Below are 15,248 nucleotides of genomic sequence, written 5' to 3'. Positions count from 1 at the left end.
GCCTCCGGGGATCAGCCCGCGTAGGACCCGACCAGGCGGACCGCTCCGCCGTCGACGCCCTTCGCGCCCTGCTCGAAGCCCTCGAACCCGCGCGCGGCGGTCGAGACGCGGCCCGCGACCCACGACGGGACGCCCGAGCGCTCGAGGCGCGCGATCACGCCGTCGGCCGCCTCCGCCGCGACCACGGCGAACATGCCGATGCCGAGGTTCCAGGTGCCCTCGGTGCTCTCGAGCGTCGCGCCGGACATCGCGGCGAGCGCGCGGAACACGTCGGACGGGCTCCAGCTCGCCCGCTCGACCTCGACCCAGGAGCCGCGCGGCAGCACCCGGGCGAGGTTCGCCGCGATCCCGCCGCCGGTGACGTGGCTGATGGAGTGGACGGCCGGGCCGAGCTCGGCGTCGTCGAGCAGGTCGAGGAGGGGCCGGGTGTAGAGGCGGGTCGGCTCCAGCAGCACCTCGCCGACCACGCCGCCCAGCTCCTCGGAGCGGTCGGTGAAGCCGATGCCGCGCTCGGCGAGGATGTGGCGCACGAGCGAGTAGCCGTTCGAGTGCAGTCCGGAGGAGGCCATCGCCACCACGACGTCGCCGTCGCGCACGCGGTCGGCGCCGCGCACCTGGTCGGCCTCGATCGCGCCGACCGCCGCGCCCGCCACGTCGTAGTCGTCGGGTCCGAGCAGGCCCGGGTGCTCGGCCGTCTCGCCGCCGACGAGCGCGGTGCCCGTCTCGGAGCAGGCGCGCGCGATGCCGGCGACGATGTCGGCGATGCGGGCCGGGACGACCTTGCCGCACGCGATGTAGTCGGTCATGAAGAAGGGGCGGGCGCCGACCACGACGATGTCGTCGACGACCATGCCGACGAGGTCCTGCCCGATGGTGTCGTGCTTGTCGATCGCCTGGGCGAGCGCGACCTTGGTGCCGACGCCGTCGGTCGAGGTCGCGAGGAGGGGGGCTCGGAAGTCGCGGAGGAAGGAGACGTCGTAGAGGCCCGCGAAGCCGCCGACCCCGCCGAGGACCCGGCTGTCGTGCGTCGCCGACACCGCCGACTTCATCAGCTCGACGGCGAGGTCCCCCGCCGCCGTGTCGACTCCTGCGCGGGCGTAGCTGCTCGTCTCATCACTCACGCGACGACCCTACCGACTGCCCTCTCCCGCCGCGGCGCGGATCCGGATCCGCCGCACCGGCGGCTCCCGCTCCGCGCCCGCGGTCACGCGTCCCAGGCCACGTAGTGCAGCTCGGCGCGGTCGCGGCTGCGGTGGAGGTCGAGGTAGGACCGGGCGATGACCTCGGCCGCCGCGTCCGGGTGGCCGCCGTCGATGAGCGCGGTGATCGCCACGTGGGCGGCGTAGACGCCCCGGGGCTCGAGCGCGGAGTGGAGGTTGAGGACCCAGTTCCGCAGGCCCCCGACGCAGTCGCCCGCATCGACGCCTGCGACCGCTCGATCGAGCTCGGCCGGGATCTCGTCGAGGCCGCCCACCGCGACGGATCCCTCTCCCCCGACTTCACCCACGACGACCTGATGGCCCTGCTCTGGATGGCGGGCACGACCAGCCGCGAGTCCGCGGCTCCGCAGGGCTGGCGCCGCGTCCTGGACCGCAGCCTCGCCGGCGCCTGGACGGCTCCGAGCAGCTGAGCGGCCGCGCGGCTCCCCGACCGACCGCCCGGCCGATCCGCCGGTCGACGCCGCCCTGAGTACCCCCACGACCACGGATCCGCCCACGGCGAACCATTAGGGGATGAGTCCCCCGCGTGCCAGGATGGACCGTCAAACCCCCCTGCTATCCCCTTGGGAGCCCCTCCGGCATGTGCGGAATCGTTGGGATCGTGTCCTCCGGACCGGTCAACCAGTCCATCTACGACAGCCTCTCCCTCCTGCAGCACCGCGGCCAGGACTCGACCGGCATCGCGACCGCCGACGGCAGCACCCTGCACATCAAGAAGGCCGCGGGACAGGTCCGCGAGGCCTTCCGCACCCGCGACATGCGCTCGCTGCTCGGATCCATGGGCCTCGGCCACGTGCGCTACGCGACGAAGGGCAACGCCGAGCGCGAGGAGGAGGCCCAGCCGTTCTACGTGAACGCGCCGTACGGCATCATCCTCGTCCACAACGGCAACCTCACGAACACGCGCGAGCTCACCGAGGAGCTCTTCCGCATCGACCGCCGCCACCTCAACACCACCTCCGACACGGAGCTGCTGGTCAACGTGCTGGCGAACGAGCTGCAGGCCTCGATGTCGGGCCGCGACCTCGACGCCGACGAGGTGTTCGACGCCGTCGCCCGCGTGCACGAGCGCGTCGAGGGCTCCTACGCCACGATCGCGCTGATCGCCGGCGTCGGGCTGCTGGCGTTCCGCGACCCCTTCGGCATCCGCCCGCTCATCGTCGGCCGCCGCAGCAACACGGGCGCGCCGGACGACTGGGTCGTCGCCTCCGAGTCGCTCGTGCTCGAGGCGCAGGGCTTCGAGATCGTCCGCGACGTCGCTCCCGGCGAGGCGGTCTTCATCACCCCCGACGGCCGGATGGCCAGCCGCCAGTGCGCGAAGGATCCGCGACTCATCCCGTGCTCGTTCGAGTACGTCTACCTCGCCCGCCCCGACTCCGTGATGTCGGGCATCTCGGTCTACGAGGCGCGCCTGCGCCTGGGCGACCGCCTCGCCGACACCATCGCGCAGTACACCCCGGGCGGAGCGATCGACGTCGTCATGCCGATCCCCGACTCCTCCCGCCCCGCCGCGATGCAGGTCGCGCAGAAGCTCGGGATCGAGTACCGCGAGGGCTTCTACAAGAACCGCTACGTCGGCCGGACGTTCATCATGCCCGGGCAGGCGGTCCGCAAGAAGTCGGTGCGGCAGAAGCTCAACGCGATGTCGAGCGAGTTCAAGGGCAAGAACGTCCTGATCGTCGACGACTCGATCGTCCGCGGCACCACCTCCAAGGAGATCGTCGACATGGCCCGCGCGGCCGGCGCGAACACGGTCACCTTCGCATCCGCCGCGCCTCCCGTGCGCTACCCGCACGTGTACGGGATCAACATGCCCTCGCGCCAGGAGCTCGTGGCCCACAACCGCCGCATCCCCGAGATCTCGGAGGCGATCGGCGCCGACCAGCTGATCTACCAGGAGGTCGCCGACATGAAGGCGGCGATCCTCGAGGGCTCGGACGTCACCGACCTCGAGACCAGCTGCTTCACCGGCGAGTACGTCACGGGCACCGTCACCCCGGAGTACCTCGACTGGGTGGAGCGCACGCAGCTGAGCTGAGCTCTGCACAGCGCCGGGCGCGGCGCAACGGGTGCCGCGGATCCGTGCGCCGCTCCATGATCGGAGGGTGCGCGGCCCCGCGCGCATGCACCCGAGGAGTCCCCCGTGATCTACCGAATCCTTCCGTTCCTGCTCACCTTCGTGGCCAAGAAGATCTCGAAGTCGCAGAAGGCCAAGCGCGCCGCCGCCAAGCGCCCGACGTCCAGCGCGAGCAGCAGCCGCCGCTCCTCGTCGCGCCGGGGACGCTGACGCCGCGGTCCCGTCCGCGAGCGCGAGCCGCGGGCGGGACCTTCAGCGCAGGGCGAAGTGCAGCGGCCGCAGGGCGGCCCGCCTCCGCCGGCTAGACCCGGTCGGACCCCGTCTGCGGGTCGTCCTCGTCGGACGTCGTCCGCACGTCGGGCAGGGCCTCCTCGGCCACGGGCTCCTCGGCCGCGTCCTCGCGCTCGACGATCCGCTCGGCGGTGGTCCGGACGACCTTCCGGCCGACGACCCGGTCGAGCAGCACCACGACGAGCCCCGCGAGAGCGCCGAACAGCGTCACGAAGAGCAGCAGGCTGAAGCCGAAGACCTGCCCGCGGGAGAAGCCCTGCGTCTCGGGCAGCGCGAAGGTCAGCACGAAGGCCGCGATCGCTCCGAGCCCGACGCCGAGGGTCAGGATGCGCCAGACGCGCGGGGAGCGGCGGACGTCGACCTCTTCGCGGGTGACCTCGGGGCGGGCGGGATCGCTCATGCCTCCATTCTCCCCCGCGCGGGCGAGGGCACGGCACCGTGATCGCTCAGAGCGCGTGCACGAGCCGGCCCGCCTGCGCGCGCAGCTCGCGGACGACGGTGCGGACCGAGAGCCGCTCCGCCCGGTCCGGCCGCATCAGCGCGACGATGTGCCGCACGGAGTTCACCCCGCGGAGCGGCTTCACCACCACTCCCGCGCCGCCCGCCGTGTAGCGCGGGAGCACCGCGATGCCCAGGCCCGCCGCGACGAACGCCTCCGTCACGCGGGTCGACGCGAAGCGCTGCTCCACCCGCACCGCCTCGCCGGACGCGGTCTCGATGTCCTGCATCACGCGCTCGAACGGGAACCCGTCCGGGACGCCGATCCAGGTCTCGCCGACCAGATCCGCCGCCGACACCGTCGCCCGGTCCGCGAGGCGGTGCCCGGCCGGCAGGCCGATGTCGAGGGGCTCGATCATCAGCTCCGCCATCGCGAGTCCGCGGCCGGCCCAGGCGCTTCTGCCGGTGGGCGAGTGGGCGAGCACGATGTCGAAGTCGGCGGTCAGGTCGGCGAACTCGTCGGTGCCGGGGTCCGCGTCCTCGCACTGCACGACGAGCCCCTCGACGCTCCGGAGCGCCACCAGCGCGTTCGGGAGGAGCATCTGGCCCGCAGTGGGGAAGGTCGCGATGGTGACCTCGCCGATCGGGTTGTTCCTGAACGTCTGCCAGACGGCGTCGGCCCGCTCGAGCGCGATCGCGATCTCGGTGGCGCTCCGGGCGAGCTCGCGTCCCGCCGCCGTGAGCACCACGCCGCGGCCGGAGCGCTCGATCAGCGGCACGCCGGCCTCGCGCTCGAGCACCTTGAGCTGCTGCGAGACCGCGGAGGGCGTGCGGTGCGTCGCCTCCGCCACGGCCGTGATCGAGCGGCGCATCGAGAGCTCGCGGAGCAGTTCCAGCCGTCGCACGTCCATGTAGAGAAACTACACGTCAGCGCAAGAACAGTTCGATTGTCCTACGGAACACAGGGCCGGACACTGGACGTTGTACACAGCATCCCGGCGGATGGATCAGAAGCCGCCGCAACGAAAGGCAGAACACTCATGAGCATCGCAATCCTCGTCGTCCTCAGTGGCCTCGCCGCATGGGGCACGGTGTCGACGGTGCTCGTCGCCAGCCGCGACGGCTACCGTCAGGTCCCCGCGCAGCACTGAGCCCCGCCGCTCCGCGACAGCACCTCATCGCGTTCCGACGCCGTCTCCCGACCGGGAGGCGGCGTTCTCGCGTCTCCGGGGGCTGGTGCCGCTCCTCGGGGAGCGCCTCCCCGCCGCGGCTCCCGGGGGTCGACCATCGGCTCGCCCCGCACACGACGACGGGCCCCCGACCGGAGTCGAGGGCCCGTCGTGCGCGCGGTGCGGCTACTTCGCGGCGGTGCGGCGGCGCAGGCGCGCGACCGTCATGCCCAGACCGAGCAGCAGAGCGGCGATCCCGGCGGCGAACGCGGGGGTCGCGTCCACTCCGGTCTCGGCGAGGTGGTGCGAGCCGGCGACCGGAGCAGTGGTCGGCGTCGGCGCGGGGCCCGTGGTGGGCGGCGTGGTCGGCGCGGGCGTCGGCTCCGTGGTCGGTCCGGGAGTCGGGGTGCCCGCTCCGGCGCCGGCCGCGACGGCGAAGCCGACGCTGATCTCGGTGCCGGTGGTGTCGAGCACGAACGTCGCGGTGTGCGCGCCGCCCGCCAGACTCTCGTCGATCGGGACCGAGAACGAGGCGCGACCGGTCGAGTCGTCGGTGACGGCCCGGGTCGGGTCGATCGTCGCGGTGCCGACGACGGTGCCGTCGACGCTCGCGGTCACGGTGGTGTCGGCCGCGGCTCCGGTGCTGGACAGGAGCGAGGAGAGGTCGACGGTCATCGTGTCGCCGACCGCGTACTCGCCCGAGTCCGGGACGTTGTCGGTCAGGCCGATCGTGCGCTGCACGGGGTCGGGGCTGACGGTGCCGAGGTCCTGGATGTAGCCGACGAAGGCGTCCAGGTCGATGCGGCCGGAGTCGGCCGTGCCGGTGCCCTCGGTGAAGGTGCTGAAGCCGTCGCCGCCGCTCGCGAGGAAGCTGCTGGTCACGACGGTGAAGGTCGCGGCCGGGTCGATCGGCTCGTTCTGGAAGAACACCTGCGAGATGCGCGAGCCCTCGGGCGCCGTGGCGTCGAAGACGTAGGTGAGGTCCTTCGAGGTGGAGAGGTTCAGCTGCGGGTGGCTGGAGCTGCCCACCCACTGCTCCTCGAGCAGGTCGGAGATCTGCTCGCCGGTCAGCTGCAGGGTCACCAGGGTGTTCGCGAAGGGCTGGGCGTCGGAGGCCTCGGCGTAGGTGACCACGCCGTCCGCGTCGCCGGGCTGGTCCGGAGTCGCGGTGTAGGAGAGGTCGTCGCGCAGGCCGCCCGCGTTCGAGAAGGCGATCTGCGTGCCGAGCTCACGGGTGGCCCAGAGCTGGGCGTCCGAGACGAGGTTGCCGAGGGTCGACTCCGAGCCGCGGTTGGTCGTGGTGCCGTCCGGGCGGTAGGCGCGCGAGATGTCCTCGGTGATGGTGCCGACCTTCACGCTGCCCTCGCGGACGGCGACGGCCTGGGCGTCGGCGACGATGGTCTCGACCTCGGGGTCGGGCTCGAAGGCGCCGACGACGATCGTCTTGGCCGGGTCGTCGGAGGTCGGGTCGTCGACGACCTTCGTCAGCGGCACGACCTCGCTGGTGAGCGAGGTGAGCTGCTTGGTCGCCGGGTCGACGGTCAGGGACATGCGGCCGATGTTCTCGGCGTAGCTGCCGGTCTGCGACACGACGGTCGGGAAGGCCCGGCCCGCGTCGATGCCCGCGTCGTACTCCTGGTGGCTGTGGCCCGAGACGATCGCGTCGACGTTCGGGGCGACCGCGTTGACGATCGCGCCGAACTTGGGGTCCGCCTCCGGAGTGTTCAGCTCGGCCGCGTCGGCGTCGGCTCCCTCGTGCAGGAGCAGGACGACCACGTCGGCCTCGTCGTTGGCGGCGTCGCCGTCCTGGAGCTGCGCGGCGACCTCGTTGACGTTCTCGGCGATCGGCTCGATGGAGAGCGTCGAGATCGTGGCGGGGCTGACGAGCTTGCCGAGGTCCTCGGTGATCGCGCCGATGAAGGCGACGGAGACGCCGTCCTGCTCGGTGATCACGTACGGGGAGTAGGCGCGCTCGCCGGTCGCGGTGTCGTAGAGGTTCGCGTTCACGTAGGGGAACGCCGAGGCGTCCACGACGCGGCCGTCGACGTCGGCGCGGCCCTGGTCGAACTCGTGGTTGCCCAGGGTGCTGACGTCGAGGCCCATCGCGTTCAGCGAGTCGAGCGTGGGGATGTCGCCCTGCACCTTCGACACGAAGGTCGAGGCGCCGATGTTGTCGCCGGCCGAGACGAACAGCGTGTTCGGGTTGGCGGCGCGGTAGGAGTCGACGGCACCGGCGAGCACGGCGGCTCCGGCGACGGCGCGGTCGGCGGCGAGCCGCCCGTGGAAGTCGTTGATCGAGAGGATGTCGATGGCGACATCGCCCTCGGCCGCCGCGGCGGGCGTGGCGCCGAGGAGGGCCGCTCCGGCGACGGCGCCGACGGCGGTCGCGGAGAGGAGTCGGGTGAGGCCGCGTCGGCCCGGGGAAGTACTGCGCATCGTGAAGGGGACTCCAAGCATCGAGCGGTGGATCCGGAGAGGATTCGTGCCGCGTGAGGGGGTTATTCCCAGACAACCCGACGGCGGAGCCCAGGTCAAACGTTCTGGAGACGGCTCGCCGCCGCGTTTACGAGAAGTTAACTCGCCGACGCTCAGCCGACGCGCAGGATGGGAAGGAACGGCGTGAGGTCCGCGCGCACTCCGGAGGCGTGAATCCGCCCGCTCGCGAGACCCTCGCTCCACGGCAGCGAGCCGGTCGCGAGCGGCAGCCAGGTCGCCGCGTCCATCTCGATCACGTTCGGCGGAGTCCCGCGGGTGTGGCCCGGGCCCTCGACGCACTGGGCCGCGCCGAACGGCGGAACGCGCACCTCGACGCTGCGCCCGGGGACGTTCGTCTCGATGATCTGCAGGAGGAACCGCACCGCCGTCGCCGTCGTGTTCCGGTCCGCTCCTCCGGCGAGCGCCGCCCGCACCGCGGACTGCCCGCTCGCCTCGTCGATCCTGCCCTTGGCCATCCACCCATCCTGCCGCCGCCGCTCGCTCCCGGAGGCCTCCGCGGGGCTCCGCCCGGCGTGTCGGCGTCCGCAGCGCCGCCCTGCGGAGGAGGACGTCACAGGGACCAGCCCCGGCGCGGGGCGCCCTATCCTGTCAAGGTGAAGATCCTCGTCCTCGGTTCGGGTGCCCGTGAGCACGCCATCATCACGGCTCTCCTCGCGGAGGAGGAGCACCACGAGATCATCGCGGCGCCCGGCAACGCCGGCATCGCGCGCGACGTCGAGGTCATCCACTTCGACACGAACAGCCCCCGGCTGGTCAGCGACTTCGCGGTGGAGCAGGGCATCGAGCTCGTCGTCATCGGCCCCGAGGCGCCCCTGGTCGCCGGAGTCGCCGACGCGCTCCGCAAGCGCCGCATCCCCACCTTCGGCCCCGACCGGGCCGCCGCCGCACTCGAGGGCTCGAAGACCTTCGCGAAGCGCGTGATGGACATGGCCCGCGTGCCCACCGGCCGCGCGACCCGCGTCTCCACCCTGGTCGACGCCACCCGCGCCATCGACGAGTACGGACTCCCCTCGGTCGTCAAGGCCGACGGCCTCGCCGCGGGCAAGGGCGTCCTGGTGACGGAGTCGCGCAGCGCTGCGATCGCGCACGCCGAGTTCTGGCTGCAGTCCGGCGACGTCCTCATCGAGGAGTTCCTCGCCGGCCAGGAGGTCTCCCTCTTCCTCCTCTCCGACGGCCACGACGTCGTCCCCCTCTCCCCCGCGCAGGACTTCAAGCGCCTGAGCGACGGCGACGAGGGGCCGAACACCGGCGGCATGGGCGCCTACTCCCCGCTCCCCTGGCTCGCCGACCGCTGGGAGAGCGAGCGCGCCTTCGTCGACGAGGTGATCGACACGGTCGCCATCCCGACCATCCGGCAGCTCGAGCGCGAGCGCACCCCCTTCGTCGGACTCCTCTACTGCGGCCTCATCGTGACCGACGCGGGCCTGCGCGTGATCGAGTTCAACGCCCGCTTCGGAGACCCCGAGACCCAGGTCGTCCTCCCCCGCCTCGCCTCCCCGCTGTCCGCGCTGCTGCACGCGGCGGCCACCGGCGCGCTCGCCTCCGTCCCGTGGCCCGCGTTCACGGACGAGGTCGCCGTCACCGTCGTCCTCGCGAGCGAGGGCTACCCCGAGAACGCCGTCACCGGACGGACCATCACCGGACTCGACGCGGCGGCGGACGTACCCGGCGTCACCATCGCCCACGCGGCGACCCAGCTGGTCGACGGGAGCTTCGTCGCCACCGGCGGCCGCGTGCTCAACGTCGTCGCACGCGGTGCCGACTTCGCCGAGGCGCGGGAGCGGGCGTACCGCGCGCTCGACCTGATCCACCTCGACGGCGGGCTGTATCGGAGCGACATCGCGGCGAAGGTCGCGAAGTAGAGCGACCTCAGCGTGATGTCGGCCACGCCGCTCCCCGCGCGGCGTGGCGCGGTCGACTCAGAGACCGGCCGGGTACTCGGAGAGCGGGGCGCGGTCGGCGCGTCCAGAACGCTCGGCACGCGTTCCGGTCGACGCCTCGAGGGTGGCCGGGGTGGGGTGGATCCGCGCTCGGACTCGGACCTCCGCGACACGGGCTCGCGGCGGAGGTCGGTCGCCTCGCGGGGGGCGGGTCAGGCCAGGGTGCGGAGGGCCTCGGCGAGGTGGGGGTGCGCGAAGGTGAAGCCGGCGTCCTCGAGGCGGGCGGGCACGACCCAGCGGGACTTGAGCAGGAGCTCGGACTCGGTGCGGAGCAGGAGCGTCGCGGGCTCGAGGACGAAGCGCGGAGCCGGCACGCCGATCCGGCGGCCGACGGCGGCGCGGAGCAGCCGGGAGAGCTCGGTGTTGTCGCTCGGATTCGGCGACGCGAGGTTCACCGGCCCGTCGAGGGTCGACTCCTCGAGGAAGCGGATCGACCGGTGGACGTCCTCCACGTGGATCCAGCTGAAGTGCTGACGGCCGCGGGTGCGCCGGTGCTCGTGGTGCACACCGGCCTCGCGGCGCGCGCGCGTCGAGGGCCACGGCCCGTCGAACTGCGGACCGCCGAGGCCGAGCCGCGCCAGCCGCAGCAGGATCGCCGTCGCCGGACCGTCTCCGAGCACGATGGACATCCGCAGCGCCACGCGCCGCACGCCGGGCGTCTCCCCGGCGAAGAACTCCGACTCCCACGCCCGCGCCACGTCGACCGAGAAGCCCTCGCCGAGCACGCCCTCGTCCTCGGTGTTCGCCCGCTCCTCCTCGTGCCGGTAGATCGTGGCCGTGCTCGCGTTCATCCAGACCGGCGGAGGAGTCGCGGCCGCCGCGACCGCCCGGTGCAGCTCCGCGGTGGTCGCCACGCGCGAGCGGAGGATCTCGGCGCGGTTCGCCGCGGTGTACCGGCAGTCGACGCTCTTGCCGGCCAGGTTCACCAGGAGGCGCGCACCGTCGAGCACGCGGGTGATGCCGACGGTGTCGCCCCAGCGCGCGTCCGGCCCGGAGCGGCCGACCCTCCGCACCGTCCAGCCGTCGGCGGTGAAGCGGCGGGCGAGGTCCGTCCCGAGGAATCCGCTCGCACCGGCGAGGACGACGACGGGGTCAGCGGTGCTGCTCATCGCCCCATCGTGCCGCACGGCGCCGGAGTCACGGGGAGGACTCGTCGCAGGCGCGCTGCCGGGACGCGGAGTGGGTGGAGGCGGGCCTCGGTCAGCCGCCGAGCGACCCCGCATCGCGGAGGAGACGCGCCGCGGCGAGCGCCCCGGCCAGCCGCTCGGCGAACCCCGGCGGCACCTCGGCGGGCAGCGCGTCGACCGGCCACCAGGCCACGTCGTCGCTCTCGTCGCTGACGCTCACCGGAGCGTCCGGATCGGCGATCGCACCGTAGCCCACGTCCCAGTGGCGGGAGCAGCGGCCGAAGCCGTCGCCGAGCGCGTGCCGGTCGAGGTCGAGGGGCAGGACGCCGAGCGGCTGCAGCCGTGCCGCTCCGCTCTCCTCCCGCGCCTCGCGGAGGGCCGCGTCGGCCGTGGAGTCGTCGCCGGGCTCGACATGACCGCCGAGCTGCACCCAGAACCGGCCCTTGCGGTGGAAGCAGAGCAGCACCTGCGCCAGATTCGGCGAGAGCACGAAGCAGCTCGCCGTGACGTGCTCGGGGCCGCCGTCGCGCTCGAGCGCCGACTCGCCGCGCTGCTCGAGGAACGCCAGGTACTCGTCCCGCAGGTCCGCGAGCGCGCCCGCGTCCCACTCCCGCAGCTCGCCCGCCAGCCGCGTCCCTCGCTCCCCCGTCACGCGAAGGACCCTACCTCCCCTCCGCGAGCTGCCCCTCCGGTGCGCTGCACGGCGTGCGTGGCGTACCGGAGCGGCGTCTCGCGGAGAGAGGAGGGACGGGAGCGTCAGACGGAGAGGCCGGAGAGGCCCTCGCGGTCGACGCGGCGGTGGAAGCGCATGCCGGCGAGACCGCCGAGCACGGCGCCGACCAGCGCGACGACCAGGGCGGCGAGCGCCGTCACGACCGCCGCGGCCGTGGCGTCGCCGGCGTCCAGGGGGATCGTCGGGAAGCCGCTCACCGCGGAGAGCGCCTGGCTGCCGCCGGTGATCGCCGAGACGATGCCCACGACGATCGCGACGACGACCGCCCAGGCCCACACTCCGACGCCCTGCTTCGCTCCGCTGAAGCGGGCCATGCGGCCTGCCACGTAGCCGCCGCAGTAGTAGGCGACGAGGAGGATGACCAGCAGTGCGATCGCGCCCGCCCAGCCGAACGCGGCGGGGTCGGCCGCGAGGTCGCCGGTGACGTCCTGGGTGCCGATGACGGCGGCCCCGATCGCGGTGACGAGGGCGGTCAGGAGGACGGCGAGTCCGGTGGCGGCGAGCCAGCCGAAGAAGGCGCAGCCGATCTTGAAGCCGCCGAAGCGGTCGCGCTCGCGCTGGTGGATGTCCTTGCGCGCGGCCGCACGGGCCTGCTTCGCCTCGGCGGAGTCGGGGTCGACGGGCGCGCGGTGCTCGGGAGCCGAATGCGCGGAGTCGGAGCGGTCCGTCGAAGCGGAGCGGTCCGTCGAAGCGGAGCGGTCCGAGGAGGCGGAACGGGCCGGAGTCGCGGAGCGGTCCGTCGCCGCAGCCGCTCCCGTATCCCCCGCGGAGTCGATGCGCGCCGTGCCGCCCGCCGCCGAGCCCTCTGCCCGTCGCGGCAGTCCGCCGTCAGCCGGATCCCTGTCTGTCGTGCTCATGTCGAACCTCCTGGCCGAGCGCCCCGAAGAAGGGCGACACGCTCAGTCAAGACCCAGGGAGCCCTCGGTGTCGCGGGCTTGACGACACGACGGAGCGGTCCGGGCGTCAACCCCCTGCGCCCCCTCCCTCCCACCCGCTTGCATGGAGGGACCGACCGACGACACGAGAGGGAGAGTCATGACTCCGGAATCCCCCGAGCAGACACCGCCCGGCACCGAGGCCGAGCTGACGCCGAAGGCCGACCACGGCGAGACCACCTACCGCGGCACCGGCCGCCTCAGCGGCAAGGTCGCCCTCATCACGGGCGGCGACAGCGGCATCGGCAAGGCCGTCGCGATCGCGTTCGCGCGCGAGGGCGCCGACGTCGCGATCTCGTACCTCGACGAGCACGACGACGCCGAGGACACCGCCGAGTGGGTCCGGGAGGCCGGCCGCGAGGCGCTGCTCCTCCCCGGCGACCTGCAGGACCCGGCGCACTGCCGCGCCGTCGTCACCGAGACCGTCGAGCGCTTCGGCCACCTCGAGGTGCTCGTCAGCAACGCCGCCTTCCAGATGAGCCGCGAGAGCGTCACCGACATCCCGGACGAGGAGTGGGACCGCACGATCGCGACGAACATCAGCGCCTACTTCCACCTCGTGAAGTCGGCGCTGCCCCACCTGAAGGAGGGCGCATCGATCATCGCGACGAGCTCGGTGCAGTCCGACCAGCCGTCGTACCAGCTGCTCCCCTACGCCGCCACGAAGTCGGCGATCCTCAGCCTCACCGCCTCGTTCGCGCAGGCGCTCGGCGAGAAGGGCATCCGCGCCAATTCCGTCGCGCCCGGCCCGATCTGGACGCCGCTCATCCCCTCGACCATGCCGGAGGAGGCCGTCGCCGAGTTCGGCGAGCAGGTCCCGCTGGGCCGCCCCGGGCAGCCGGCCGAGGTGGCCCCCGCCTACGTCCTCCTCGCCTCCGACGAGGCGAGCTACATCAGCGGGTCGACGATCGCCGTCACCGGCGGGAAGCCGATCCTCTGATCACGCTCCAGGGCACCGCTCACCCGCAGGATTCCGCGATAGGTTCCTGCGGGTGAGTGTCCACATCCGCAGCATCGAGACGGCGGTGCCGACCACGGTCCTGCGCCAGTCCGAGGTGCGCGACCTCTTCGCGTCCCAGCCCGCGATGACCCGGCTCGGGTCCCGCCTGATCGGCGCGGCCTTCGACGCGTCCGGGATCGACACCCGCAGCACGGTGGTCGACGAGCTCGACCGGGTCGAGCGGGAGGGTGCGAGCGTCTTCTACGACGCGGGGAGCGGCCTGGTGCTCGACCCGGGGACGGCCGCGCGCAACGCCGTCTACACCGAGCGCGCTCCCGAGCTCTTCACGGAGGCGGCCCGCCGCGCCCTCGCGTCCGCGTCGATGACCCCCGAGGACGTCACCCACGTGGTGACGGTCTCCTGCACCGGCTTCTACGCCCCGGGGCCCGACTACCAGCTGGTCCGCCGCCTCGGCCTCGCGCCCTCGACGCAGCGCTTCCACCTCGGCTTCATGGGCTGCTACGGCGCCTTCCCCGGTCTGCGCGCCGCCCGCCAGTTCTGCGAGGCCGACCCGGAGGCGGTCGTCCTCGTCGTCGCGGTCGAGCTGTGCACCATCCACCTCACGAGCTCCAACGACCCGGAGCAGATCGTCGCGACCTCCGTCTTCGCCGACGGCGGTGCGGCGGCCGTCGTCACCGCCCGCGAGGCCGCGCCCGGCACCCCGGTGCTCGAGCTCGACGCGCTCGCCACGACGCTCACCGACGAGGGCGAGACCGAGATGGCGTGGACGATCGGCGACCACGGCTTCTCGATGCGGCTGAGCACCTACGTGCCCTCGATCATCGGAGCGAACATCGAGGCGGCCGTCGCCCCGCTGCTGGCCGGCGCCGAGGTCGAGCGGAGCGACGTGCAGCGCTGGGCGATCCACCCCGGCGGCCGCAGCATCCTCGACAAGGTGCAGGCCTCGCTCGCCCTCAGCGACGAGCAGCTGGCCCCGTCGCGCGAGGTGCTGCGGACCAACGGCAACATGTCGAGCGCGACCGTCCTCTTCATCCTGCGGCGCCTGCTGCACGGCGAGGCGGCCGACGGCGAGCGGATCGGCGCGATGGCGTTCGGCCCCGGCCTCACCGTCGAGCTCGCGCTGCTCACCAAGCGGGGCGGGGAGTGACTCCGCGAGCCCCTCTCGCGCCGGACCTGCGCCACCGCGAGGTCTCCGAGCAGGAGCTGATGGACGACCCGGACTGCGACCGCACCCTGCTCGACGCCACCTACGCCCGCTTCGGCACCGTGAACCGGCTGGTCTCGGGGTGGCGTGGCCTCTACCGCTCGCGCCTGCGTCCGCTGCTGCGGCCCGACGAGCCGTTCCGCCTGCTCGACATCGGCTCCGGAGGCGGCGACGTCGCCCGCTCCCTCGCCGGCTGGGCCCGCGAGGACGGCCTCCGCCTGGCGATCACCGCCGTCGATCCGGACGAGCGCGCCTCCGCCTTCGCCACGTCGACGCCCGCGCCGCCCGGAGTCGAGTTCCGCCGCGCGAGCAGCGCCGACCTGGTCGCCGAGGGCGAGCACTTCGACCTGGTGACCTCCAACCACGTGCTGCACCACCTGTCGCCGGAATCACTCGCCGACCTGCTCGCCGACAGCGAGCGCCTGGCCCCGCGCGCACTGCACAACGACATCGAGCGCTCGCGGCTGGCCTACACGGCCTACCTGCTGGCCACGCGACCGATCGCGGCCGGCTCGTTCCTCCACTACGACGGGTCGCTGTCGGTGCGGCGCAGCTTCACCGCCGCCGAGCTGCGGGCGGTGGCGCCCGAGGGGTGGCGGGTCGAGCGCGCGGCGCCCTACCGGCTGCTGCTCGCGCGGGGCGAGGTGTGAGGACGCG

General features: G+C 73.2%; 15 protein-coding genes. 6 read left to right on the top strand and 9 right to left on the bottom strand.

Features of this window, described 5'->3' with window-relative positions; translation table 11 throughout:
- Positions 1 to 11: 11 nt before the first annotated feature.
- Both purM and C5C35_RS10860 read right to left on the bottom strand, forming a co-directional pair.
- Positions 12 to 1,121, bottom strand: coding sequence for a phosphoribosylformylglycinamidine cyclo-ligase (purM, locus tag C5C35_RS10865; RefSeq protein ID WP_104226815.1), 1,110 nt, complete (start codon positions 1,119 to 1,121; stop codon positions 12 to 14).
- 83 nt (positions 1,122 to 1,204) lie between these two features.
- The gene (locus C5C35_RS10860; RefSeq protein ID WP_146078984.1) at positions 1,205 to 1,507 is read right to left on the bottom strand and encodes a hypothetical protein; all 303 of its coding nucleotides are present in this window, start codon (positions 1,505 to 1,507) and stop codon (positions 1,205 to 1,207) included.
- A 293-nt stretch (positions 1,508 to 1,800) separates the two neighbouring features.
- On the opposite strand from C5C35_RS10860, the gene purF reads away from it, so the two are divergent.
- Entirely contained in the window at positions 1,801 to 3,258 is a 1,458-nt protein-coding gene (gene purF / locus C5C35_RS10855; RefSeq protein WP_104223766.1) for an amidophosphoribosyltransferase, read from the top strand.
- Between the two features lie 105 nt (positions 3,259 to 3,363).
- Complete coding sequence (locus tag C5C35_RS16995) at positions 3,364 to 3,507, top strand: hypothetical protein (protein WP_181028791.1); 144 nt, start codon at positions 3,364 to 3,366, stop codon at positions 3,505 to 3,507.
- A gap of 91 nt (positions 3,508 to 3,598) precedes the next feature.
- Here C5C35_RS16995 and C5C35_RS10850 read toward each other — a convergent pair whose 3' ends face one another.
- The 4 genes from C5C35_RS10850 to C5C35_RS10835 form a co-directional block, all read right to left on the bottom strand.
- Complete coding sequence (locus C5C35_RS10850) at positions 3,599 to 3,988, bottom strand: hypothetical protein (protein WP_104226813.1); 390 nt, start codon at positions 3,986 to 3,988, stop codon at positions 3,599 to 3,601.
- A 46-nt stretch (positions 3,989 to 4,034) separates the two neighbouring features.
- Entirely contained in the window at positions 4,035 to 4,937 is a 903-nt protein-coding gene (locus tag C5C35_RS10845) for a LysR family transcriptional regulator (RefSeq protein WP_104263094.1), read from the bottom strand.
- A 444-nt stretch (positions 4,938 to 5,381) separates the two neighbouring features.
- Positions 5,382 to 7,631, bottom strand: coding sequence for a bifunctional UDP-sugar hydrolase/5'-nucleotidase (locus tag C5C35_RS10840; RefSeq protein ID WP_181134133.1), 2,250 nt, complete (start codon positions 7,629 to 7,631; stop codon positions 5,382 to 5,384).
- A 152-nt stretch (positions 7,632 to 7,783) separates the two neighbouring features.
- Positions 7,784 to 8,146: a sterol carrier family protein gene (locus C5C35_RS10835; protein WP_104223770.1), complete on the bottom strand. Its 363-nt coding sequence runs from the start codon at positions 8,144 to 8,146 to the stop codon at positions 7,784 to 7,786.
- A 138-nt stretch (positions 8,147 to 8,284) separates the two neighbouring features.
- On the opposite strand from C5C35_RS10835, the gene purD reads away from it, so the two are divergent.
- A complete protein-coding gene (gene purD, locus C5C35_RS10830) occupies positions 8,285 to 9,553 on the top strand; it encodes a phosphoribosylamine--glycine ligase (RefSeq protein ID WP_104233829.1) in 1,269 nt (422 codons plus the stop codon).
- 230 nt (positions 9,554 to 9,783) lie between these two features.
- On the opposite strand, the gene C5C35_RS10825 is transcribed toward purD, so the two are convergent.
- The 3 genes from C5C35_RS10825 to C5C35_RS10815 all read right to left on the bottom strand — a co-directional run bounded on the left by C5C35_RS10825 (position 9,784) and on the right by C5C35_RS10815 (position 12,348).
- Positions 9,784 to 10,740, bottom strand: a complete 957-nt coding sequence (locus C5C35_RS10825) for an epimerase (protein WP_104263092.1) — start codon at positions 10,738 to 10,740, stop codon at positions 9,784 to 9,786.
- 91 nt (positions 10,741 to 10,831) lie between these two features.
- Positions 10,832 to 11,410, bottom strand: a complete 579-nt coding sequence (locus C5C35_RS10820) for an NUDIX hydrolase (protein ID WP_258066408.1) — start codon at positions 11,408 to 11,410, stop codon at positions 10,832 to 10,834.
- 104 nt (positions 11,411 to 11,514) lie between these two features.
- A complete protein-coding gene (locus tag C5C35_RS10815; protein ID WP_104263091.1) occupies positions 11,515 to 12,348 on the bottom strand; it encodes a hypothetical protein in 834 nt (277 codons plus the stop codon).
- Between the two features lie 178 nt (positions 12,349 to 12,526).
- Between C5C35_RS10815 and C5C35_RS10810 the strand changes: the two genes are divergently transcribed.
- From C5C35_RS10810 to C5C35_RS10800, 3 genes are read left to right on the top strand one after another with little or no spacing between them, the layout of a single operon-like run.
- Complete coding sequence (locus C5C35_RS10810; RefSeq protein ID WP_104257880.1) at positions 12,527 to 13,366, top strand: SDR family oxidoreductase; 840 nt, start codon at positions 12,527 to 12,529, stop codon at positions 13,364 to 13,366.
- 52 nt (positions 13,367 to 13,418) lie between these two features.
- A complete protein-coding gene (locus C5C35_RS10805) occupies positions 13,419 to 14,534 on the top strand; it encodes a type III polyketide synthase (RefSeq protein ID WP_104250783.1) in 1,116 nt (371 codons plus the stop codon).
- The gene (locus C5C35_RS10800) at positions 14,531 to 15,241 is read left to right on the top strand and encodes a class I SAM-dependent methyltransferase (RefSeq protein ID WP_258060494.1); all 711 of its coding nucleotides are present in this window, start codon (positions 14,531 to 14,533) and stop codon (positions 15,239 to 15,241) included. The genes C5C35_RS10805 and C5C35_RS10800 overlap by 4 nt, the downstream gene beginning before the upstream one ends.
- The last annotated feature ends 7 nt before the right edge of the window (positions 15,242 to 15,248 follow it).

Origin of the sequence: Rathayibacter sp. AY1F8 (assembly GCF_002932165.1) — a bacterium.
Lineage (GTDB): Bacteria > Actinomycetota > Actinomycetes > Actinomycetales > Microbacteriaceae > Rathayibacter.
This window is presented reverse-complemented; position numbering and strand designations above follow the sequence as displayed.